The sequence below is a fragment of the Pseudomonas sp. B21-047 genome (genome assembly GCF_024748775.1).
Lineage (GTDB): Bacteria > Pseudomonadota > Gammaproteobacteria > Pseudomonadales > Pseudomonadaceae > Aquipseudomonas > Aquipseudomonas capeferrum.
In genome coordinates this window covers 197,964-221,201 of record NZ_CP087169.1, presented here as the reverse complement: position 1 = coordinate 221,201, position 23,238 = coordinate 197,964, and the positions used below count along the sequence as shown (strand labels likewise).

Below are 23,238 nucleotides of genomic sequence, written 5' to 3'. Positions count from 1 at the left end.
GCGGTACTGATGTCCAGCCAGCCAAATACCCTTTTCCACAGCGACCTCGACAGCTCGCCCCTGCTGCTGCCAGCCAAGGTGCTGCGCAACGACGCCGAAGCCCTGCAAGCTGCTCGCGAGCTGGCCGATGTGGCCCGTGAGCAGGCCGCGCGCCGCGACCAGCAACGCAAGCTGCCATGGGCAGAGATCGAGCAGTTCACCCGCAGCGGCTTGGGCAGCATCAGCGTACCCAAGGCCCACGGCGGCCCTGATGTCTCGTTCGAAACCGTCGCCGAAGTATTCCGCCTGATCAGTGCCGCCGACCCGGCCCTGGGCCAGATCCCGCAGAATCAGTTCGGCATGCTGCAGTTGCTGCGCCTGACGGCCACCGAGGCACAGCAGGCGGTGATCTTCCGCAGCGTGCTGGACGGCTGGCGCATCGGCAACGCCGGCCCCGAGCGCGGCACTAAAGACACCCTGACCCTGAAGGCGAAGATCACCCTCACGGGCGACGGCTATCGCATCAGTGGCGAAAAGTTCTACTCCACTGGTGCCCTGTTCGCCCACTGGGTGGCGGTCAAGGCGCTGGATGACGAGGGCCGCCAGCGCCTGGCCTTCGTCCGCCGTGGCAGCCCGGGCCTGCGCATCGTCGATGACTGGTCCGGTTTCGGCCAACGCACCACTGCCAGCGGCACCGTGCTGCTTGACCAGGTGCCGGTGGACGCGGAACTGGTGATCGACAACTGGCGCCAGCGTGACATCCCCAATATCCAGGGGGCAGCCTCGCAGTTGATCCAGGCCGCCATCGACGCCGGCATCGCCGAAGCAGCCATCGAAGAGGCCATCCGCTTTGTGCGGGAGAAGTCGCGGCCGTGGATCGAGGCCAAGGTCGAGCGCGCCAGCGACGACCCGTATGTGATTGCCGATATCGGCCGCCTCAAGCTTGAGCTGCACGCTGCCGAGGCGCTGCTGCGCAAGGCGGCGCGGGTACTCGATGAGGTCAATGCAGCGCCAGTGGACGCAACCGCTGCGGCCCGCGCTTCGATCGCCGTGGCCGAGGCCAAGGTGTTGACCACCGAAATCAGCCTGCAGGCCAGCGAGAAGCTGTTCGAGCTGGCCGGCAGCCGCGCCACCCTTGCCGAGTTCAACCTCGACCGCCACTGGCGCAATGCCCGGGTGCACACCCTGCATGACCCGGTGCGCTGGAAGTACCACGCGGTGGGGGCCTACCACCTCAACGGCACCCTGCCTGCTCGGCATTCCTGGATCTGATTTTTTGGCCCTGGGGGCTGCTGTGCAGCCCTTTCGCGACGCAAGGCCGCTCCTACAGACAGCCCCCGATCCCTGTAGGAGCGGCCTTGCGTCGCGAAAGGGCCGCGAAGCGGCCCCAAAGGCCCCGGAGAAACACCATGACCACAAACATCATCACCCACGACACCCAAGCCCTGGCCATCGCCGAAGACATCGCCCAGCAACTGCGCCGCGACAGCGCCCTGCGCGACCGCGAGCGCCGCCTGCCCCTCGCCGAGCTCGACCTGTTCACCCGCTCTGGCCTGTGGGCCATCAGCGTACCCAAGGCCTTTGGCGGCGCCGGTGTCTCCAACGTTACCCTGGCCAAGGTCATCGCCCGCATTGCCCAGGCCGACGCCTCGCTCGGGCAAATACCGCAAAACCATTTCTACGCCCTGGAACTGCTGCGCGTAAACGGCAGCCCCGAGCAGCAACAGCGCCTGTACGCCGAAGTGCTGGCGGGCCGGCGCTTCGGCAATGCCTTGGCCGAGCTGGGCACGAAAACCGCCAACGACCGCACCACCCGCCTGACCCGAGATGGCGACGGCTTTCGTATCAATGGCCGCAAGTTCTACGCCACCGGCGCCCTTTACGCCCAGCGCATCCCCACCTCGGTGATCGACGAAGACGGCGTGCAGCAACTGGCCTTCGTCCCCGCCGACAGCCAGGGCCTGCAGGTGATCGACGACTGGAGCGGTTTTGGCCAGCGCACCACCGGCAGTGGCTCGGTGGTATTCGACAACGTGTGGGTGCGCACCGAAGACGTCGTGCCGTTCCAGAGCGCCTTCGAACGCCCGACCCCGGTCGGCCCACTGGCACAGATCCTCCACGCTGCCATCGACACCGGCATCGCCCGCGCCGCCTACGAGGATGCCCTGCACTTCGTGCGCACCCGCAGCCGCCCCTGGGTCGACTCGGGCCTGGACAAGGCCAGCGAAGACCCACTGACCCTGAAAAGCTTCGGCCAGCTCGCAATCCGCCTGCACGCCACCGAAGCCCTGCTGGAACGCGCGGGCGAATACCTCGACCGCGCCCAGCAGGACAGCAGCGCCGACAACGTCGCCGCCGCCTCCATCGCCGTGGCCGAAGCACGCGCCATCAGCACCGAAATCTCCCTCGCCGCCGGTACCACGCTGTTCGAACTGGCCGGCAGCCAGGCCACCCTGGCCGAGCACAACCTCGACCGCCACTGGCGCAACGCCCGGGTGCACACCCTGCACGACCCGGTGCGCTGGAAGTACCACGCCATCGGCAACTACTACCTCAACAACGAAAACCCGCCGCGCCGGGGGACCATCTGATGGCCAAGCAGATGCTGCTCAATGCCTTCAACATGAACTGCATCGGGCATATCAACCATGGCCTGTGGACCCACCCGCGGGACACCTCGACCCAGTACAAGACCCTCGCGTACTGGACCGACCTGGCCCGCCTGCTGGAACGGGGGCTGTTCGACGGGCTGTTCATCGCCGACATCGTCGGCACCTACGATATTTATGGCCAGTCGCTGGAGGTGACCCTCAAGGAGTCGATCCAGCTGCCGGTCAACGACCCCTTGCTGCTGGTTTCGGCCATGGCCGCAGTCACCCGCCACCTGGGCTTCGGCCTTACCGCCAACCTCACGTACGAAGCGCCCTACCTGTTCGCCCGCCGCCTCTCCACCCTCGACCACCTGAGTAATGGCCGGGTCGGCTGGAACATCGTCACCGGCTACCTCGACAGCGCTGCCCGCGCCGTGGGCCTGGCGCAGCAACCCGAGCACGACCGCCGCTACGACCAGGCCGACGAATACCTGCAGGTGCTGTACAAACTGCTCGAAGGTAGCTGGGCCGACGATGCCGTGGTCGCCGACCGCGAGCAGCGCATCTACGCCCAGCCCGACAAGGTGCGCAAGGTCAGCCACCACGGCGAGTTCTACAACGTCGAGGGCTACCACCTGAGCGAGCCGTCACCGCAGCGCACACCGGTGCTGTTCCAGGCGGGCAGCTCCACGCGTGGCCTGGCGTTCGCCGGCAACCATGCCGAATGCGTGTTCATCAGCGGCCAGGACAAAACCGCCACCCGCGCCCAGGTCGACAAGGTACGCGCCGCCGCCCAGGCAGCCGGCCGCGACCCGCAGGCCATCAAGGTGTTCATGGGCATCACGGTGATCGTTGCCGCCACCGAGCAACAGGCCCAGGCCAAGCATGCCGAGTACCTGCGTCATGCCAGCCCAGAGGCTGGCGTTGCGCACTTCGCCGCCTCCACCGGCATCGATTTTGCGGCCTTTGGGCTGGACGAGCCGATCGGTTTCAGCAAGGGCAACGCCATTCAGTCGGCCACCCGCCAGCTGCAGGAAAACGCCTGGACCCGCCGCCGTCTGCTTGAGCAACACGCCCTGGGCGGCCGCTACGTGACCTTGGTCGGCACACCCGAGCAGGTCGCCGATGCGTTGATCGCCTGGCTCGACGAAACCGGGCTGGACGGCTTCAACCTGACCCGCACCGTCACCCCGGAAAGCTTTGAAGACTTCATCGACCTGGTCATCCCGCAACTGCAACAGCGTGGCCGTTACAAGACCGCCTACGCCGAAGGCACCCTGCGCGCGAAGCTGTTCGACACCGACCACCCGCACCTGCCCGCCAGCCACCCCGGCTCGGCCTACCGCTTCACCCCAACCCCTGCCCCGACGGGAGCCTTGCACCATGCTTGAGAAACTGTTCCGGCCCGTCGCGGCCATGGCCTTCACCCTCGGCCTGTACGCCAGCGCGATCGCCGCCGAGCCCTTGAAGATCGGCACCACCTCAGCCTTCGCCATCCCACTGGAAGCCGCCGTGGAAGAGGCTCACAAGCAGGGCCTGGAGGTGAAGCTGATCGAGCTCAGCGACTGGATCGCACCCAATGTCAGCCTCAACAGCGGCGACATCGACGTGAACTACTTCCAGCACATCCCGTTCCTGGAAAACGCCAAGGCCGCCGCAGGCTTCAACCTGGTGCCTTACGCGCCGGGCATCATCAACAACGTCGGCTTGTACGCCAAGCGATACAAAAGCTTCGCCGAGCTTCCCGAAGGCGCCAGCGTGGCCATCGCCAACGACCCGATCAACAGCGGCCGTGGCCTGCAGCTGCTGGCCAAGGCCGGGCTGATCACGCTCAAGCCGGGGGTCGGCTACAAGGCCACCGAGGACGACATCGTCGCCAACCCCAAGAAACTGAAGATTCTGCAGGTCGAGGCGGTGCAACTGGTGCGCGCCTATGACGACGCCGACCTGGTCCAGGGCTACCCGGCCTACATCCGCCTGGCCAACACCTTCGACGCCACCTCGGCGCTGCTGTTCGACGGCCTGGAAAACAAGGAGTACGTGATCCAGTTCGTCATCCGTCCGCAAAACAAGGACGACCCCCGCCTGGCCAAGTTCGTCGACATCTACCAGCACTCGCCCGCCGTGCGCGCGGCGTTGAACAAAGCCCACGGCAACCTCTACCAGGCCGGTTGGGAGGGCTGACATGAGCCAGGCCAGCGCACTCAGGGCGCCGACACCACAACCATTGCCGCCAACGGCCAAGGAACAGGCCCTGCGCCCCGACGTCAATGAAGCCCATGTGCGCTTCATCGGCCTGGGCAAGACCTACCCTGGCCAGGCGCAGCCCGCCTTGCACGGCATCGACCTGAACATTCGCCGGGGTGAGATCTTCGGCATCATCGGCCGCAGCGGCGCCGGCAAGTCATCGCTGCTGCGTACCATCAACCGCCTGGAGCAGCCCAGCCAAGGCCGCGTGCTGATCGACCAGGTGGACATCGCGCCATTGGACGAGGACCGCCTGGTCACGCTGCGCCGTCGCATCGGCATGATCTTTCAGCACTTCAACCTGATGTCGGCCAAGACCGTGTGGCAGAACGTCGAGCTGCCGCTGAAGGTGGCCGGGGTGCCCAAGGCCGAACGCCAACGCAAGGTCCGCGAACTGCTGGAGCTGGTTGGCCTGCAGGAAAAGCACCAGGTCTACCCGGCGCAGCTTTCCGGCGGGCAGAAACAGCGGGTCGGTATTGCCCGGGCACTGGTGCACGACCCCGAGATCCTCTTGTGCGACGAGGCCACATCGGCACTGGACCCCGAAACCACGGCCTCGATCCTGGAGCTGCTGCGCGACATCAACCAGCGCCTGGGCCTGACCATCGTACTGATCACCCATGAGATGGCGGTGATCCGCGATATCTGCCACCGCGTGGTAGTACTGGAGCGTGGCGAAGTGGTCGAACAGGGCGAGGTCTGGCGGGTATTCGGGGCGCCACGTCACGAGGTGACCCGCACCTTGCTCGCGCCGTTGCAGGCCAAGCTGCCGGCTAGCTTGCAGGCCAGCCTCAAAGCCAGCCCGGTGAGCCGCGACAGCGCCGTGGTACTCAAGCTGACCCTGCTCGGCGAGCCGGAGCTATCGGCCCTGTTCAACGACCTGGGCGGGCGTGTACGCCTGCTGCAAGGGGGTGTTGAAACCATCGGTGAGCATGCGCTCGGGCAGTTGATCCTGTCGGTGCAGCACTCGCCACACGAAACCCACCAGTTGCTGGCGCGCGCCCGCCGTTGGGCCGAAGACGTGGAGGTATTGGGCCATGTGGTTTGATCGCCTGCTTGAAGGCTTGCTCGATACCCTGCTGATGGTCGGCGTGTCTTCGCTGATCGCCCTGTTGGTCGGGGTACCGATGGCGGTGCTGCTGGTCACCAGCGACAAAGGCGGAATATTCGAGGCGCGCCTGCTTAACCGGGTGTTGGGCGCGTTCGTCAACCTGTTCCGCTCGATCCCGTTTCTGATCCTGATGGTCGCGCTGATACCCTTCACCCGCCTGCTGGTCGGTACTACCTACGGCGTGTGGGCGGCCGTGGTACCGCTGACCATCGCCGCCACACCCTTCTTTGCACGCATTGCCGAAGTGAGCTTGCGCGAAGTCGACCATGGCTTGGTCGAAGCCGCGCAAGCCATGGGTTGCCGGCGCTGGCACATCGTCTGGCATGTGCTGTTGCCCGAAGCGCTGCCGGGCATCGTCGGCGGGTTCACCATCACCCTGGTGACCTTGATCAACTCGTCGGCCATGGCCGGGGCGATTGGCGCCGGTGGGCTGGGGGATATTGCCTATCGCTATGGGTACCAGCGCTTTGACAGCCAGGTCATGCTGACCGTGATTGCCATGCTGGTCGCGCTGGTGGCGGTGATTCAGCTGGGTGGGGATCGGTTAGCGAAGGGGTTGAACAAGCGGTGAGCCATTTTTTTGGGGGGCCGCTGTGCGGCCCCAAGATCATACGGGCACCACCTCACTCCCAATCCAAATCCCCAGCCGGCATCGGCCGCCCAAACCAGTACCCCTGCCCCAACTGACACTGTTCCTGCAGCAAAAAGCTGGCCTGCTCATGCTGCTCGATGCCCTCGGCATGCACCTGCATGCCCATGCTGCGGGCCAGGGCGATGATCACCCGCACAATCGCAATGTCATCGTCGTCATGCGGCAACCCGGCGACAAAACCCTGGTCGATCTTCAACTTCTGCACCGGCAAGCGCTTGAGGCGCAGCAGCGACGAATAGCCTGTACCGAAATCGTCGATAGCCAAGGTGACCCCCAGCTCACGCAAGCGATGCAGCTGCTCCAGCGCTACTTCCGGGTCTTCCATCACTGCGCTTTCGGTCACTTCCAGTTCGAGCAACGCCGGGTCAAGGCCGGTTTCGTGCAACACCTCGGCCACCTGCCGATACAGCGCGTGCTGGCCAAACAGGCGGCTTGAGATATTCACCGCCACAAAGGCCATTTGCCGGCCTTCACGCTGCCACTGCACCATCTGCCGACACGCCTGGCGCAGCACCCAGGCGTCGATCTCGGCAATCAGCCCGGTGCGTTCGGCGATCGGGATGAATTCGCTCGGGGGCACCAGGCCGCGTTGCGGATGCTGCCAGCGTACCAGCGTCTCGACCCCAACCCGCTTCGCCGTGGCCAGGTCGTGCACCGGCTGGAAGTACGCCCGCAGTTCGTCCTGCTCCAGCGCCCGGCGCAGCTCCCCGGCGGTTTCCACCCGGTGCTGGGCGTGCGCGGTCAGCTCCTCGGTGTACAGCGCATAGCAGGCGCGCCCGCTGCTCTTGGCCTTGAACAGCGCCGAGTCGGCGTTACGCAGCAGCTGCTCGGCGCTCAAGGCATCGCTGGGGAACAGGCCGATGCCCACGCTGACACTGATGAACAGGCGATGCCCATCAAACACGAACGGCTCGCGCATACGCTCGATGATGCGCTGCGCCAGCTTGCCGGCCTGGCCGACCTGCTGGCAGTTCTCGGCCAGCACACCGAACTCGTCGCCGCCCAGGCGCGCCAGGGTCACACCGCTGCCCACCACCTCACCCAGGCGCTCGCCCACCAGCTTGAGCAACTGGTCGCCAATGGTGTGGCCAAGCCCGTCGTTGATGCTCTGGAAATGGTCCAGGTCGAGCAGCAGCAAGCCGCAACCGCGCTTGTTGGCTTGCGCCGTCACCAGTGCCTGTTCGACGCGGTCGGTGAACAGCAAGCGGTTGGGCAGGCCGGTCAGCGGGTCGTGATGCGCCAGGTAGGCCAGCTCTTGCTCGGTATGCTTGATCGCGCTGATGTCGCTGAACACCGCCACGTAATGGCTCAGCTCGCCGGCGTCATCGTGTATGGCACGGATGGTTTGCCATTGCGGGTAGATCTCGCCACTTTTGCGGCGGTTCCAGATCTCGCCGCTCCACTCGCCCTTCTCGGCCAGGGTGGCGAAGATCTGCTGATAGAACGCCACGCCATGGCGGCCCGACTTGAACTTGTTCGGGCGCTGGCCAACGACCTCGTCCTGCTGGTAGCCGGTGATGCGCATGAAGGCGCGATTGACGTGCACGATCAAGCCTTGGCGGTCGGTCACCAGTACGCCTTCGAGGGTACTGTCGAACACCGCCGCCGCCATGCGCAGCCGCTCGCGGTCCTCGCCGCGCAGACGCACGCCGATGCCGATGAAATTCAGCAGCCGCGCGCGCGAAACGAAGATCAGCACCGCGCTGAACATCACCCAGATAACCACATTGATCTGCTGCCCCACGGTCAGCGCCAGCGGGTCGTCAGTCATCCCCTGCAGCAGCACTTGGGCCAGCACCAGCCAGAGGATCGACAGCACCACGTAGAGCGCTGCCATGCGCAAGGCGTCGCGAACGGAAACAGACATGTCGGGGGGAGTGGCCCTTGAACGAAGATCAGGCATTATAAAGGTTGAAACATGTCGTGACGTCCTATCTGAATGGGTGACTGGTTTTATTTCCCTGCCAAGGGATAATCATGCCCTTCCCCTGTGTTCTCGAGGGTTTTAACACCTATGTGGTACAACGGCCTGCTCGACTTGTCGGCCTGGCAACTGGTCGGCATCACACTGCTGATGACCCATGTGACCATCGTCAGCGTCACGGTTTACCTGCATCGCTACTCCGCGCACCGGGCCTTGGAGCTCAATGGCGCGCTCAAGCACTTCTTCCGCTTCTGGCTGTGGCTGACCACGGCGCAGAACACCCGCGAGTGGACTGCCGTCCACCGCAAGCACCACGCCAAGTGCGAAACCCCGGACGACCCGCACAGCCCGGTACACAAGGGCTTGAGCACGGTCCTGCGCAAAGGCGCCGAACTCTACCGCGAAGAGGCGCGCAACCCCGAAACCTTGCGCATCTACGGCAAGAACTGCCCGGACGACTGGATCGAGCGCAACCTCTACTCGCGCTACAAGCTGGGCGGCATTGCCCTGCTGGCAGTGATCGACCTGCTGCTGTTCGGCACCCTCGGCATCACCGTCTGGGCGGTGCAGATGATGTGGATTCCGTTCTGGGCTGCCGGTGTGGTCAACGGCCTTGGCCATGCGGTGGGCTACCGCAATTTCGAATGCCGTGACGCTGCCACCAACCTGGTGCCGTGGGGCATCGTCATCGGTGGCGAAGAGCTGCACAACAACCACCACACCTACCCCAACTCGGCCAAGCTCTCGGTCAAGCGCTGGGAGTTCGACATGGGCTGGGCCTGGATCCGCCTGTTCTGCATGTTGCGCCTGGCCAAGGTGCAGCGCGTGGCACCGATCGCCCACCGGGTAGAAGGAAAGGCGAACCTGGACATGGACACCGCCATGGCCATCCTCAACAACCGCTTCCAGATCATGGCCCAGTACCGCAAGCTGGTGATCGGCCCGCTGGTCCAGCAGGAACTGGCCAAGGTCGATGCGTCGGTACGCCACCGCTTCCGCCGCGCCAAGCGCCTGCTGTCGCGCGAGACCAGCCTGCTGGAAGACCGCCACCACGTACGCATCGAGTCGCTGCTCGCACACAGCCAGGCGCTCAAGGTCATCTACGAAAAGCGCCTGGCCTTGCAGCAAATCTGGGCGCGCACCAGCGCAAATGGCCACGACATGCTCGCCGCCATGAAGGACTGGGTGCACGAGGCCGAAGCCAGCGGTATTCACGCCCTGCACGACTTCGCCGCACAGCTCAAGACCTACTCCCTGCGCCCGACTGGCGCCTGAAGGCCGTTGATCGGCACGCTCTTCTGGCAGGGCGTGCCGCTCGGAACTTCCCCCTCTGGTTTCGACTCCAACCCGGCACATCGCCCGCGTGGCGGGCCTGATGCTGGCCGCACGCTTCCTTGTCGAGACTCGCTCCGTGCACATGGCCAAAAAACTCCCAACATCCCTGCCCGGCACCCCACCTCCAGAAGCCGCCCAAACCTTGCTGGCCTTGCTTCACGCCCAAGGCGAAGTCGCGCGCCTGAGTGAGCGCGAACAGCTGTTCAGTTCATTGCTCGACAGCGTCAACGCCGTGCTTTGGGCGTTCGACTGGGAAGCCCGCCAGGTGCTGTACGTCAGCCCTGCCTACGAACGCATCTTTGGCCGCCCGGCCAGCCTGGTGCTGGCCGACTACAACGAGTGGCGCGACAGCATCTACCCCGACGACCTCGAATACGCCGAGCGCAGCCTGGCCCAGGTGCTGCTCAAAGGTTCGGTGGAAGACCGCGAGTACCGCATCCTCAATGCCGAAGGCCAGGTGCGCTGGCTGAGCGACAAGTGCTACATCAACCAGCAGCGCGAGGGCGAGCAGCGGGTGATCGTTGTCGGCATCGCCGAGGACATCACCGAGAAGAAGCAGCTTGAAGGCGAACTGCATCGCCTGGCCACCACCGACGTGCTGACCCAAAGCAGCAACCGCCGGCACTTCTTCGAATGCGCCCAACAGGCGTTCGAAAGCGCCCGCGAGGACGGCACGCCCCTGGCATTCCTGCTGCTGGACATCGACGACTTCAAGCAGGTCAATGACAGTTACGGCCACCAGGAAGGCGACCAGGTACTGCAACGCATCGCTGACAGCGGCAAAGCCGTGCTACGCCGGGGCGACCAGTTCGGGCGTATTGGTGGCGAGGAGTTTGCGGCAGTGTTCCCTGGCTGCAATGCGCAGGTGGCAGAGCAGATTGCCGAGCGTTTGCAACGCGAGATCCAACGGCTGAGCTTCAGCCATGGCGATCACGAATATGGTGTGACCGTGAGCCAGGGGCTGACGGCGTTGAGCGACGAGGACGAGTCCCTGGACAGCCTGTTCGCCCGCGCCGATGCGGCGATGTACCGGGCCAAACGCCAGGGGAAGAACCAGATCGTACGGGGGTAGTTAGGTGAAAACTTTCTCGCCTGCGACACGCTCAGAGTCGCGATTGAAATTCCACAAAACAATACATAGATCGCTGTAGGAAACTTCTGAAAAACCAAGTCTATAAATATAACAACAAAAGTTCTTACAGTGATTCAGCGGTGTCGCGTGGGAAAAATCTAAAATTAATTCCTGAGCACCACTGAGCAAACAACTGCTTAATACCATGTGACATCATCAAGCCTGTCGTAAAGGTCTCTAGGTGACACATGGCTATCAAATTCGAGCCGAGGGTAGGGCAAATACTGGAATGCAATTATGGGGAGTACAGGATCGGTAGATCAGCAGCGGATCCCCCCTGCCTTTACGATTTCCGCTTGAAACCTGAAATGGTAAAAAATCGACTGGTGGTGGTCCTTAATGGCAAAATCGATTCCAACGCGTGCATTGTGGTGCCGCTCTCTTCCACAAGAGATGCCGGAAAGCTGAGTCGAGGGTGGCATGTAGAGATACCTGCACACCTGATTGAAGAGCTGCCTTACTTCAAACAACGAATCCGCTGGGCAAAATCTGACTTGGTGGCGCAAGTGAGCAGAGAGCGCTTGTTTAAACCCAGACAGATTGGGCGGGGTCATCTTGACCTGATACTGACTCGCGAAGTTGTGGAGCATCTACAACGCGCCGTGATCAAAGTCATGAATGCAGCATCCTTACTCAAGATTTGACAACAACAGCCTTCTCGATTATCGTGCCCACGTAGCCCTTAGAGGCACTTAGCGTTTTATTCCCCTTGAGGGACCTGCAAAACCCAGCCTAGGCTGGGTTTTGTCATTTCAGGCAGACCCCGAACGGGTGCAAGCGTGAACCCAGAGGGCGTTTCATGCGGCTTTCTCATGATCTCAGGTATCCGCCCCATTTTCGTCCACAGGTGATTCTTCACCCTGCGGCTTCACCTCAGGGTTTTCCACCTTGCGCAACCGGCTCAGCTCCGGCAAGCCGATCTTCAGCAGCCGCGCAGTCTTGTTACTGGCAACCGACTCCAACCCATGACCCGCCGGCAGCCGCGACAATTGCCCGGCCAGGTTCATCGCCAGGATCTCCCGCGAATACACGCCACCGCCCAGTTGGTAAACCGCCGCGATCAATTCGCGCAGCGCCAGTGGCAAGCGCCAGCGCGTGCGCAATGCCGAACCAAACGCTGCGCCGTACTCATCCAGTGACTGCTGCACCCTGCCCTCGTCCAGCTCCCCACCGGCCAGGCGCCACTCCTGCAGGCAACGCAACACCGCCAGGTCACCCAGGCAGTGCAGCAGCCCCGCGCAGTAGCAACGCCCTTCGTCCAGTTCGAGCATGCGCGCCAGGCTGCGACCGTATTCGGCACAGTGCAGCGAGAGGTTCCAGTAGTGGGCCGCATGCTGCGCCAGCAGCGGGTCACTCAGCCGTGCGCTGCGCTTGAGCGTCATGCCCAGGATCAGGTTCATGCTCTGGGTACTGCCAAGCTTGTTCAACGCCTGCAGCAAGGTCTGCACGGGCGCATCGCGGTGCAGGGCAGCGCTGTTGGCGGCGGCGATCAGCACCGCAGTGACCTGCGGGTCGTTGCGCACTTCCTCCTCGAGCACCTTCAGGTTCAGGCCCTGGGGGTTCAGCGCCCGCTTGATCGCCACCTGCACATCGGCCAGCAGCGGCCCACCATCGGCGGTAGCACGGCGCTGTTCCAGGTAACCAGGCAGGCTGGCACCCGGCTGCAAGTGCGGCACCGGGCAGGCGATTTCCTCACCCACGGCCAGCAGCAGCTCTTCAAGGCGCTTGCGCAGGTTTTCCAGGTTCAGTGGCTTGCTCAGATAAGCCGTGGGGTGCAACGGCAACGCCTCGCGCACGCTGGCGCTGTCGCTGCGGTTGCTCATCAGAATGAACGGCAACCCAGGGCCCTTGGCGCGCACCTTGCGCAGCAGGTCGAGGCCATCGACGCCGGCCAGCTCACGCGCAGCGATGATCAGGTCGGGCTTGCTCGATAGCGCGGTCAGTGCCTGCGAGCCGTCGGCGCAGACCTGCAGCCGGGCGTCGCAGCGCACGCTGAGCAGCATCTCCTTGAGCATGTCACGCACCCACGGGTCGCCTTCGACTATCAATACGCAAGGTGGGGTGGGGTCTACAGCGCTCATGGCCAACTCCTGAATATCCCTGGCACGCAATCCGTCGCAGCTTCCTCGGCAAGTCCTGCGTCAACCATAGCGCCCCTCAGGTTTTCTGGGCACAAAAAAAACCCGCCGAAGCGGGTTTTTTCAGAAGCGCGTCACATTAGGCCAGTTCAGCGAAGCACTCTTCGATGATGGCCAGGCCTTTGTCCAGCAGCGCGTCTTCGGCGGTCAGCGGGACCAGGATACGCAGGACGTTGCCGTAGGTGCCGCACGACAGCAGGATCAGACCCTTGTCACGTGCCTTGGCAACTACTTGGCCAACAGCAGCGGCATTCGGGGTGTGAGTACCTTTCTCGAAGACTTCGACAGCAATCATCGAGCCCATACCACGGATGTCACCGATGATCGGGTTTTTGTCCTGGATCTTGCGCAGGCCGGCAACCAGGTGCTCGCCAACGGCCTTGCTGCGGTCCAGCAGTTTCTCTTCTTCGAACACTTGGATCACGGCCAGGGCCGCGGCGCAAGCGATCGGCGAACCGGCGTAAGTGCCGCCCAGGCCACCTGGGGCGATGGCGTCCATGTACTCGGCCTTGCCGCACACACCGGCCAGCGGGAAGCCGCCAGCGATCGACTTGGCGAAGGTGGTCAGGTCAGGCGCGACGCCCATCTGCTCCATGGCGAAGAAGGTGCCAGTACGGCCAGCGCCGGTCTGCACTTCGTCGGCGATCAGCAGGATGCCGTGCTGGTCGCACAGGGCGCGCAGGCGCTGCATCAGCTCTTTCGGCGCCGGCAGGAAGCCACCTTCACCCTGAACAGGCTCCAGGATGATCGCGGCGATGTCCTTAGGCTCGGCATCGTTCTTGAAGATGCGCTCGACCGAAGCGATGGCGTCGTCGACGCTCACACCGTGCAGTTCGTTCGGGAACAGTGCGCGGAAGATGCCGCCTGGCATCAGGCCCATGCCAGCGGAGTACGGCACGACCTTGCCGGTCAGGCCCAGGGTCATCATGGTACGGCCGTGGTAAGCGCCGGTGAAGGCGATCACGCCAGCACGGCCAGTGGCGGCACGGGCGATCTTGACGGCGTTTTCAACGGCTTCGGAGCCGGTGGTGACCAGCAGGGTCTTCTTGTCGAAGTTGCCTGGGACCAGCTTGTTGATCTTCTCGCACAGCTCTACGTAGGGTTCGTAGGCCAGCACCTGGAAGCAGGTGTGGCTGACTTTGGTCAGCTGTTCTTGCACAGCTGCAACCACTTTCGGGTGCAGGTGGCCGGTGTTCAGTACAGCGATGCCGCCGGCGAAGTCGATCAGTTCGCGGCCTTCAACGTCGATCACGGTCGAGTTCTTCGCGGTATCAACGAAGATCGGGTGAATTTGGCCGACGCCACGTGGGACGGCAGCTACACGGCGTTGCATCAAGGATTCGTTGGTCTTGCTCATAATGCCCTCATTGCGCCGATCGGAATGGCGCTTTTATTCGGGGGTGGCTGGGAGTGCTCGCGCACAGTATTCGTTGATCGACTGCCGTGAACGCCCTGGCCACCAGGTACTGCATGTAAAAAAGGCCAGCGAGACGTCGCTCTCGCGCCCCGCTGGCAGAGGTAAAGCCTTTTAACCGGTGATCAGACGCTGATGCACAGGTATTTGATTTCGAGGTAGTCCTCGATACCGTATTTGGAACCTTCGCGGCCCAGGCCCGAAGCCTTGATGCCGCCGAACGGCGCGACTTCGTTGGAGATCAGGCCGGTGTTGATGCCGACCATGCCGTATTCCAGGGCCTCGGCAACACGGAACACACGGCTCATGTCACGGGCGTAGAAGTACGAAGCCAGGCCGAACTCGGTGTCGTTGGACATGGCGATGACTTCGGCTTCGTCCTGGAAGCGGAACAGCGGCGCCAACGGGCCGAAGGTCTCTTCCTTGGCGACAGCAGCAGTCTTCGGCACGTTGACCAGGATGGTCGGCTCGAAGAAGTTGCCTTCGATCAGCTTGCCACCGGCCAGCACCTTGGCGCCTTTGGAGACCGCGTCTTCGATGTGCTCCTGGACCTTGGCGACAGCCTTGCCGTCGATCAGCGGGCCGGTGGTGGTGCCGTCTTCCAGACCGTTACCGATCTTCAGCTTGGCCACTGCGGCGGCCAGCTTCTCGGCGAACGCGTCGTAGACGCCGTCCTGCACGTAGATACGGTTGGCGCAGACGCAGGTCTGGCCGTTGTTACGGTACTTGGAGATGATCGCGCCCTCGACGGCCTTGTCCAGGTCGGCGTCGTCGAACACGATGAACGGGGCGTTGCCGCCCAGCTCCAGGGAAACCTTCTTGATGTCCTTGGCGCATTCTTGCATCAGCTGGCGACCGATTTCGGTCGAGCCGGTGAAGGACAGTTTGCGTACCAGGGAGTTGCCGGTCAGCTCGCCGCCGACTTCGCCAGCGCTGCCGGTGACGACGCTCAGCACGCCAGCCGGAATACCGGCACGGTGAGCCAGCTCGACCAGGGCCAGGGCGGAGTACGGGGTCTGCGAAGCAGGCTTGAGCACCATGGTGCAGCCAGCGGCCAGGGCCGGGCCGGCTTTACGGGTGATCATCGCCGCCGGGAAGTTCCACGGGGTAATGGCCGCGGTAACGCCGATTGGCTGCTTGATGACGATCAGGCGCTTGTCGGGCTGATGGCCCGGGATGGTGTCACCGTAGACGCGCTTGGCTTCTTCGGCGAACCACTCGATGAACGAGGCCGCGTAGGCGATTTCGCCCTTGGCTTCGGCCAGTGGCTTGCCTTGCTCGGTGGTCATCAGGCGAGCCAGGTCATCCTGGTTCTCGATCATCAGTTCGAACCAGCGACGCAGCTTGGCCGAACGCTCTTTGGCGGTCAGGGCACGCCAGGCCGGCAGGGCCTTGTCGGCGGCTTCGATGGCGCGGCGGGTTTCCGCGGTGCCCATCTTCGGCACGGTACCGATGACTTCGCCGGTGGCCGGGTTGGTCACCTTGATGGTCTGGCCATTGTCCGCATCCAGCCACTCACCATTGATATAGGCTTGCTGGCGGAACAACTGAGCGTCTTTGAGCTGCATGTCGGCTTCCCGAATTGTTGATTGTTGAAAAGCGCCCAAAGCAGGGCATCGAGCGTTTGAAATCTCAAACGAATGCTAAGCGGCTGCTGGGGTGTAGGACAATAGGCTGTTCGAAAAAAAGAACGAATGGTTGAACAGCCCATCTGAAATCGCCCGCAGAACGGCCGCTACAGGGTAGACGATCGGGCGGGGAGAAATGTGAAAGGGGGGTGTTTGGCGTGAGATTTTCAGTGCCTGTGAGATCGAGCGCCGCCCGCGCGGCGCTCGATTTGCGCCCCACCTCAAAACCCAAGGCAAGCGCCCGAAAGCCACACCCCCCTGATCACAAAACGATCAAACCTCAAAACGCCGTGGCCAAGTCGATCACCAACGCCCGATACCCCACCTTGGCCTCGTCAACCTTGTATTCCACCGCGCGGCTGTAGTTGCCGGTCAGTTTGGTCGGGGCAAAGTCACGCCCCCAACCGTTGTCGAACACGGTCAAGGTGCCTTTGCCGGCCAGCCAGGCCGTGTGCTGGGTCCACGACCAGTCAAAGCCTTCGCTTTCAACCGGCGTCAGCACCTTGTCCCGCAGCCGCTGCGGCCAGCCTTGGGGCGAGGCGAGGATCCACTTCACCGCCTTGTCGCGGCCAATCTTCACCACCCCTTGATGGCGTGCTGAAACGATGATGCTGTGGTCATCTGCGTCGTAATCGATGGCATTGACGTGCGCCCAGTTGCGCCCGGCACCCACCCCAGCGGTGTCACCCAACGGCAGGTCGCCACGGTACGGGTCGAGGATCTGGTTCAGGCCCGAGAAGTCGAGTACATCCCCCGCCTCGTTGACCTCGATGATGTGCAAGACAGCCCGCCGCCAACCAGGCCGACGTCACGCCGCCGCTGGTCAGCTTCGACGGGGTCGGTAAAGTCTGCGGCAACCGGCGCGCCGGGTCGAAGGGCTGCGGCCTGAACTGATTGCGCTATGAATGGCTAGCGCGCTGCCACAGGATCACCCCGGGGAAAAACAGCCACAGATCAAGGCGATGGACGCAACCGAAACAGATGGGTATCATGCGTGCGCGTTGCACTCGTAGCTCAGCTGGATAGAGTACTGCCCTCCGAAGGCAGGGGTCGTGGGTTCGAATCCCGCCGAGTGCGCCATCTTCGAAAGCCCTGGGATTATTCCCGGGGCTTTTTCGTTTGTGCGACATGTCGCGTTTCTGGTACTCCCGTACCGCAGAGCATTGGTGTTAGCGTGGGCACCTTCCCGTTTTTCGAACGGGTACCTCCCTACAACGATTCGCGAAGGAATGCGCGCACCCATGCACCTGAAAAAACTCACCGCAACCTCACTGCTGCTGGCCAGTATCGGCCTGTTCAGCGTGCCGGCCCAGGCCAACCTCTCCCAGCAACAATCTGCGGCCATCATCAAGGCCTACGACGGCACCGACCCTGCCGACTTCAAGCAGTTCATCGGCAAGCTCAACGGCAGCGACCTGGCCAAGGCCGACAACCTCGGCGAAACGCTGAGCGCCTACCTGGCCAATAAACCCCTGGCCGTCGAACAGCAAAACGAGATCAACCGCCTGCTGGGCCTGTATACCCGCATCAAGTACGGCAAGGCCGCCACCGAAACCCTGCGTGAACTGGTGGCCATCCCCACCTTCAGCGTCGACGGTGTGCCGCAGCACGAGAACCCGCAATTCCTGAAGATCGCCGACAAGATCAAAGCCCTGGCCGAAGGCTTTGGCCTGAACTTCCGCAATGTCGACAACCGGGTCTACGAGATCACCCTCGGCGAAGGCAAGGAAGTGGTCGGCATCCATGCCCACGCCGATGTGGTGCCGGTCAACCCGGACAACTGGAAGCTGGACGATGGCACCCGCCTCGACCCGTTCAAGGTCACCCTGGTAGGTGACCGCATGTACGGCCGTGGCACCGAAGACGACAAGAACGGCATCGTCGTGGCGCTGTATGCACTGAAAGTGGCCAAGGACGAAAACCTGCCGCTGGCCCGGCAGCTGAAACTGCTGGTGGACACCACCGAAGAGACCAGCGGGGATGCCATCCCCTACTACTTCGAGCGCAACCCGACGCCCGACTACAACCTGGCGCTCGATGGCGGCTACCCGGTGGTGATAGCCGAGAAGGGCTACGGCACGGTGATGGCCAGCTTCGACAAACGCGCCGCCAGCGGCCAGGGCGCTGAAATCACCCACCTCACCGGCGGCCTGGCCACCAACCAGATCCCCACCACCTCGGTAGCCACCCTGGCCAGCGACAAGCCGGCTGAACTGGCCGCAAGCCTGAACAAGGCCGGTGCCGAGTATGTGAAGGGCAATGGCGGTGACTTCAAGATCGACGCCAAGGTGGCTGGCAAGGACGTGCTGCTGACCGTCACCGGCGTCTCGGCCCACTCTTCGGAGCCCGAATCTGGGGTCAACCCGGTGGCGCGCATGCTGGTGTTCATCGATGGCCTGGGCCAACAGGTGCCGCTCAAGCACAACCAGTTCACCGACGCCGCTCGCTATGCCAACGACAACTGGGGCCTGGACTACCTGGGCAAGAAGCTGGGCGTAGGCTTCGAAGATGCGTTCATGGGCCCGCTGACCGCCTCGCTGACCTTCGTCGGCGTGGATGACAAGGGGCTGAAACTGGCGGTGAACCTGCGCATCCCGAAAGGCAAGCCGGTCGCCACGATCAAGCAGGAACTGGTAGCCAGACTGGGCAAATGGACCAGCACCAGCCATGTCCCGGTCGCCTTCGACTACAGCCTCGACGAGCCGATGTTCCGCAACCCGGAAGGCGAATGGGTCAAGGCCCTGCTGGCCGTGGCCAGCGAAAACCTGGGCATGAAACATGAGTTCGGCACCTCGGCGGGTGCCACCTCGGTGCATGACCTGCCCAACGGCGTGCAATTCGGCCTGGCCATGCCTGATGTGAAGTACACCGGGCATAACGACAACGAGTTCAAGACCGTGGAGCAGTTCATGCTGGATCTGCAGGTGGTGAGCGAGATGGTCGCGCGCATCGGGCAGATGCCGAAGCTGTAAGCAAGCACACTGGGGCCGCAGCGCGGCCCCAGTGTCTGATTACCGAAGGTCGGTGCTCAGGCTCGGTGTACCAAAGCCTTCCAGCGTCGCGTTGGACGCATTCAGGTACTGCGCCCAGAAGTTGTTCAGCGCATCCATGGTCTTGCCGGAACGGTAGGCATGCTTCACCGCGTCGGTGACCAGGCCTGCGCCAGACACATACACCCGTGCACCCTGCAGGTCCGCATACAGCCCCTTGCTTTGCGCAAGCTTGAGCTCGCTGGCGACATCCAGCTGCTTGATCTGATTGGCGGCGTAGAAGCTGGTGTAGTCGGAATGCTCGAGCATGTCCGAAATCAGGTACACCACCCGCTCCTGGACACCCTGCTCCTTGCCCATGTCGTCACCCACGCGGCGCAGCGTGTTCATGATCTCGCTCTTGGGGATGTCCTGGCGGGCTTCACGCAGGCCTTTCACGAACAAGCCGCCAAAGCCTGCCTGAAAGGCTTTTTTCTGGGTCGCCAGGCACTGGTCCAGGCCACGCAGTTTGCGCATGTTCACATCGTCACGCACCTCGCCCTGCAACGGCATGTCCAGCTCGCCGGCATACACCAGGCGCTGATACTCACCCGGCAGGAACGCCGAGAAGGTATACAGCCTGACGCGATCGCCCGGCTGCACGAACCGGTCGATCTGGCCCCAGCTGCTGCGTTGCAGGTCTTCAGGCATCGGGATGGTCTGATCGATGATCACCACCAGCTCGCGGCCGGTCCCTGCTGGCTTGATATCGGCCAGGCCGTTGCGCGTGTAGCAGCTCTGCAGGTCGTTGCGTTCGGCGGCCAGCGCTGCACACGGCAGCGCCAGCGCAAGGATCAGGGCCTTGGCAAGCCTCATGACAGCATGCCCTCCTTGTTCGCCGGGAACAGGCCAAGCGCCTTCAGCGCCTGCTGTTGCTCGCGGATATCACGCAGTTGCGCCTCACTGACATTCAGCGCACGGCTGGCGGCGGCCAGGCTTTCTTCCGGCAGGCCGGTGACATCGTGGAAGTCAGACGCCTTGATAGCGGCCGGCTCGACCGCTGCCGCAACTGGGGCAGCTGGGGCAGCTGGGGCAGCTGGGGCAGCTGGGGCAACGGCAGGCTGGGGCTCGACCGGCGCGGCGGCGGCGGCGACGGCGACCGCAGCTGGCGCTGGCGCAACGGCTTCAACGGGCCGAACTGGCTTTTCCGGCTTCTCCGAGATTTTGTCTGCCTTGTGCTCGACGAAACTCAGGAAATTGCGGCGGGCGGTATTTTCCCCGTCCAGCGCAGTCAGCACGTTGGCATCGGTGTGATCGCGGCTGGACAACAAGGTCTGCAGGCGACGCAGCTTGTCATCGGCATGGCTGGCGATGGCCGAACGCTGCTGATCCATTGCATCGAGCATCTCTTCGGAGGTGGCGTACTTGTGGGTACGCTGCCAGGCGGTATGCGAGTGCGTACCGGCGAAGAAGTAGCGGCTCGCCAACCACAGGCTGATGCCTTGAATCGCCACGTAGATCAGCGACAGCATCACATAGGTGGTCAGGCTGGCCTTGCGGATCGCCTGCATCTTGTCGTCGATGGTGGCGTTATCCGCTTCATCGTTGATGGCCTGGGACTCTGCCGGAAGGTCGAATGGCGAACCTGCAGTGCTGCTTTGCGAGGACGCTTCGGCACGCATGCCGTTGACCATTTCGGTCTCGATGCTGTCCAGGGTGGCCGAACGGATGACGAAGGCGCCGATGGCCATGGCAACCACGAACACACCACAAGTGATCAACCAGAAGAACTTGCGCGTGACGTTGGCGTTTACATCCTTTACGCGGGCCAGCAGCTGCTCGTAGTCAGGCTTGTCCGAGTCGTCGAACGAGTCTTCCAGGTTGATCGCTTTGTTGGACTTCAGGGAGCGGGAGCGCTTGGAGGGCTCTTCACCTTGCCACCAGTGGCGGGCGCGGGCGACCAGGCTGTTGTGGTGCAACGCGTGCCCGGCGGCTTCGGCAAGAAACGCCGAGGCGACGGCCAGCAGGATCGCCACAAAAGCGGTCAGCCAATGACGGTCGTTGGTGGAGGCATCCATGTTCACCCAGCCGGCGACCACATAGGCGAAGCCCATGGCCTCGACCACCACCAACATCAGTACTACCGCCAATACCCACCACGGGCGCGCAGAACGCCCTGCCTCACCAGCCTTGGACAGGTAATCGAGGTAGGCGCTGTAGGCGTTCGCGTCCTTGGCGTACAGCTTGAATTTTTTGTTGTACACGTTCGCCAGGTTGACTTCGTGGTTGATCCAGCCGTCACCGTCGACCGAAGCTGGCTTGCGCGACAAGCGCGCCACCGTGCCGATCAAGGGGAAGCTGTGCCAGACACGGATCAGAAAGTAGGACACCTCTTCCCAGTAGTTACGCACGATCACCGCCGTGATCAGCAGCGAAAGCAGGCCAGCGGAAAGCAACTGATTAGCGAGAATCAGCGATTTGAGTGCAGCAAGCGAAAAGTCTTCCATTCAGGACGTCCTTGACGGGGATTTATTTTTTGGCCGGGATCGGCTTGTAGGAAGCGACATACGCGTCACTGCCGGCGGCATAGAACAAGGCACCCTCGTTGACTTCGGCGTTGCCTTTGCTGAACACGATATCCATGCAGGAAATCGAGGCCTGGGCATCACTGGCGAAGACCCGGTACAGCACTTCGCTTTCGCCTTCATAGGTGTTGGCCACGGCGTTCATCGTCCGCGTCTTGTGCTGGGTGGGCAGCTTGTAGTCTTCGACCAGCTGAAGGATCGGCTGGCGATCGACCCGGGCGTTCTCGCGCAAGATCGAGACCGGCGACACGGTCACCAGGTGCCCGTTGACCAGGTTGGCCCAGACACGGTTGTTGTAGCCCGGCAGATAGTCCTTGGTGGCGCGCCGCTGCAAGGGCTGGTCATTGGCCATGCTCAGCACTTCACCGGCATTGCGTGGCCGGTCGGCTTCGCAGCTGGACATCGGCATCTGCGCCGCGTAGGCGCTGCTGATCAGCGTGAAACCGCTCTGTTTCGGCTTGATGTTCTGGGCCATGGTCCAGTTGTAGCTGGCAACCGGCGTACCCGCGAAATCGACTTGCGGTCGTGCGCCAGCAACGGCCTTGGCAGTGCTGGTGCTGGTGCTGGTGCTGGTCGCGGCAGGCGTACGCTGCGCCGTGGTGGCTTTGGTCGGCGCAGGCTTGCTGCTCGCTTGCGCCGTGGTGGCCGCCTGACGGGGCTTGGCGGCGGTCGAGGTGCCGTAGTGCAGGTAGCGGGTGTTGCTCGCTTCGGCCTGGGCACGCATTACCAGGGCCTGTTCGTTTGCCAGCTCGACGATTTCCACGCGGCGGTTCTTGCCACGCAGCAGCGGGTCGCTGTTGTCGGCGATCGGGCGCGATGCCCCGGCCCCTTGGTAGTAGATCGCGCCGGCCGGGATGCCGGCCTGCAGCATGACCTTGCCGACCGTCTTGGCGCGGCGCTCGGACAGCTTCTGGTTGAACTCGGCATTACCCACCGCATCGCTGTGGCCAACGATCAGCAGGCGACGTGCTTGCGCCTCCTTGGCGGCAGCCTGCTTGTCGCTGGCCGCAGGCTTGGCATACATCTGCGCCAGCTTGGCCACGGCCCGCTGGCCGCTTGCGGTCAGTTGGTCGGAGCCGGTGGCGAACATGCCGGTGTCCTCGATCTGAGTCACCAGGCCTGCCTGTTCAGGCACCGCCGTTACCACGGCGGCCGAGGCGACCGTCAACTGCTCGGTGGTGATCTTCAGGTTTTCTTCCTTGGCGATGCGGTCAAGCTCCTGCAGGCGGGACTGCCACACATAACCGACGACGCAACCCAAGGCGCCGCCAGCTGCGGCGCCCGGCAAGATGCCGTCCTTGCCTTTGAGGGCATAACCGGCAGCCCCCCCGGCCACGGCCCCGACACCACAGAGCACTGGCAGGCCGTAGTCCTTGCCAATGTCTTTCACAGTCTTGGAAATACTCTCCCTCTGTTGGCTGCTGCAACCGGCAGCGATCATGAAGGCGCAGCTTAGCGCTGTAAGGCGAAACATACTTTGCATTGCGGCTCCTTGCCGAACGAGGTCTAGATGATGGCAACTTGACATGCATT

General features: G+C 63.1%; 17 protein-coding genes, 1 tRNA gene and 1 pseudogene. 11 read left to right on the top strand and 8 right to left on the bottom strand.

The window, feature by feature from the left end:
* Positions 1 to 9 precede the first annotated feature (9 nt).
* The 6 genes from LOY26_RS00940 (at position 10) to LOY26_RS00915 (ending at position 6,499) form a co-directional block, all read left to right on the top strand.
* Positions 10 to 1,251, top strand: a complete 1,242-nt coding sequence (locus tag LOY26_RS00940; protein WP_095064957.1) for an SfnB family sulfur acquisition oxidoreductase — start codon at positions 10 to 12, stop codon at positions 1,249 to 1,251.
* Positions 1,252 to 1,388: 137 nt separating this feature from the next.
* Positions 1,389 to 2,570 (top strand): SfnB family sulfur acquisition oxidoreductase, encoded by a 1,182-nt coding sequence (locus LOY26_RS00935; RefSeq protein ID WP_258714296.1) that lies wholly within the window; start codon positions 1,389 to 1,391, stop codon positions 2,568 to 2,570.
* Positions 2,570 to 3,961, top strand: a complete 1,392-nt coding sequence (locus tag LOY26_RS00930; protein WP_186660469.1) for an LLM class flavin-dependent oxidoreductase — start codon at positions 2,570 to 2,572, stop codon at positions 3,959 to 3,961. The genes LOY26_RS00935 and LOY26_RS00930 overlap by 1 nt, the downstream gene beginning before the upstream one ends.
* The gene (locus LOY26_RS00925; RefSeq protein ID WP_258714295.1) at positions 3,954 to 4,754 is read left to right on the top strand and encodes a MetQ/NlpA family ABC transporter substrate-binding protein; all 801 of its coding nucleotides are present in this window, start codon (positions 3,954 to 3,956) and stop codon (positions 4,752 to 4,754) included. Before LOY26_RS00930 ends, LOY26_RS00925 begins: the two co-directional genes overlap by 8 nt.
* A 1-nt stretch (position 4,755) precedes the next feature.
* Entirely contained in the window at positions 4,756 to 5,865 is a 1,110-nt protein-coding gene (locus LOY26_RS00920) for a methionine ABC transporter ATP-binding protein (RefSeq protein WP_186660482.1), read from the top strand.
* The gene (locus LOY26_RS00915) at positions 5,855 to 6,499 is read left to right on the top strand and encodes a methionine ABC transporter permease (RefSeq protein ID WP_186665145.1); all 645 of its coding nucleotides are present in this window, start codon (positions 5,855 to 5,857) and stop codon (positions 6,497 to 6,499) included. The genes LOY26_RS00920 and LOY26_RS00915 overlap by 11 nt, the downstream gene beginning before the upstream one ends.
* A 52-nt stretch (positions 6,500 to 6,551) precedes the next feature.
* Here LOY26_RS00915 and dibA read toward each other — a convergent pair whose 3' ends face one another.
* Complete coding sequence (dibA, locus tag LOY26_RS00910; RefSeq protein ID WP_258714294.1) at positions 6,552 to 8,447, bottom strand: phosphodiesterase DibA; 1,896 nt, start codon at positions 8,445 to 8,447, stop codon at positions 6,552 to 6,554.
* 147 nt (positions 8,448 to 8,594) lie between these two features.
* Here dibA and desA point away from each other — a divergent pair, with 147 nt between their 5' ends.
* The 3 genes from desA to LOY26_RS00895 all read left to right on the top strand — a co-directional run bounded on the left by desA (position 8,595) and on the right by LOY26_RS00895 (position 11,615).
* Positions 8,595 to 9,779, top strand: a complete 1,185-nt coding sequence (gene desA, locus LOY26_RS00905; protein ID WP_047582890.1) for a delta-9 fatty acid desaturase DesA — start codon at positions 8,595 to 8,597, stop codon at positions 9,777 to 9,779.
* 100 nt (positions 9,780 to 9,879) lie between these two features.
* The gene (locus LOY26_RS00900; protein WP_258714293.1) at positions 9,880 to 10,911 is read left to right on the top strand and encodes a sensor domain-containing diguanylate cyclase; all 1,032 of its coding nucleotides are present in this window, start codon (positions 9,880 to 9,882) and stop codon (positions 10,909 to 10,911) included.
* 248 nt (positions 10,912 to 11,159) lie between these two features.
* Complete coding sequence (locus LOY26_RS00895) at positions 11,160 to 11,615, top strand: type II toxin-antitoxin system PemK/MazF family toxin (protein WP_077068776.1); 456 nt, start codon at positions 11,160 to 11,162, stop codon at positions 11,613 to 11,615.
* A 174-nt stretch (positions 11,616 to 11,789) separates the two neighbouring features.
* Here the strand turns inward: LOY26_RS00895 and LOY26_RS00890 are convergent, their stop codons facing one another.
* The 4 genes and pseudogenes from LOY26_RS00890 to LOY26_RS00875 form a co-directional block, all read right to left on the bottom strand.
* The gene (locus LOY26_RS00890; RefSeq protein ID WP_258714292.1) at positions 11,790 to 13,052 is read right to left on the bottom strand and encodes a response regulator; all 1,263 of its coding nucleotides are present in this window, start codon (positions 13,050 to 13,052) and stop codon (positions 11,790 to 11,792) included.
* A 136-nt stretch (positions 13,053 to 13,188) separates the two neighbouring features.
* Positions 13,189 to 14,466 (bottom strand): 4-aminobutyrate--2-oxoglutarate transaminase, encoded by a 1,278-nt coding sequence (gene gabT / locus LOY26_RS00885; protein ID WP_033703273.1) that lies wholly within the window; start codon positions 14,464 to 14,466, stop codon positions 13,189 to 13,191.
* Positions 14,467 to 14,648: 182 nt separating this feature from the next.
* Positions 14,649 to 16,091 (bottom strand): NADP-dependent succinate-semialdehyde dehydrogenase, encoded by a 1,443-nt coding sequence (gabD, locus tag LOY26_RS00880; RefSeq protein ID WP_186660500.1) that lies wholly within the window; start codon positions 16,089 to 16,091, stop codon positions 14,649 to 14,651.
* Between the two features lie 385 nt (positions 16,092 to 16,476).
* Positions 16,477 to 16,959: pseudogene (locus tag LOY26_RS00875) on the bottom strand (aryl-sulfate sulfotransferase); the annotation flags it as partial.
* A gap of 195 nt (positions 16,960 to 17,154) precedes the next feature.
* Here LOY26_RS00875 and LOY26_RS00870 point away from each other — a divergent pair.
* A tRNA-Arg gene (locus LOY26_RS00870) sits at positions 17,155 to 17,231 on the top strand.
* A gap of 161 nt (positions 17,232 to 17,392) precedes the next feature.
* Complete coding sequence (locus tag LOY26_RS00865; RefSeq protein WP_258714290.1) at positions 17,393 to 19,123, top strand: dipeptidase; 1,731 nt, start codon at positions 17,393 to 17,395, stop codon at positions 19,121 to 19,123.
* A gap of 39 nt (positions 19,124 to 19,162) precedes the next feature.
* Here the strand turns inward: LOY26_RS00865 and LOY26_RS00860 are convergent, their stop codons facing one another.
* The 3 genes from LOY26_RS00860 to LOY26_RS00850 are packed head-to-tail and all read right to left on the bottom strand — an operon-like array spanning position 19,163 to position 23,188.
* Positions 19,163 to 19,996, bottom strand: a complete 834-nt coding sequence (locus tag LOY26_RS00860) for a hypothetical protein (RefSeq protein ID WP_186660504.1) — start codon at positions 19,994 to 19,996, stop codon at positions 19,163 to 19,165.
* The gene (locus LOY26_RS00855; protein ID WP_258714289.1) at positions 19,993 to 21,627 is read right to left on the bottom strand and encodes a hypothetical protein; all 1,635 of its coding nucleotides are present in this window, start codon (positions 21,625 to 21,627) and stop codon (positions 19,993 to 19,995) included. Before LOY26_RS00855 ends, LOY26_RS00860 begins: the two co-directional genes overlap by 4 nt.
* A gap of 22 nt (positions 21,628 to 21,649) precedes the next feature.
* Positions 21,650 to 23,188: an OmpA family protein gene (locus LOY26_RS00850; protein WP_258714288.1), complete on the bottom strand. Its 1,539-nt coding sequence runs from the start codon at positions 23,186 to 23,188 to the stop codon at positions 21,650 to 21,652.
* Positions 23,189 to 23,238: the final 50 nt, after the last annotated feature.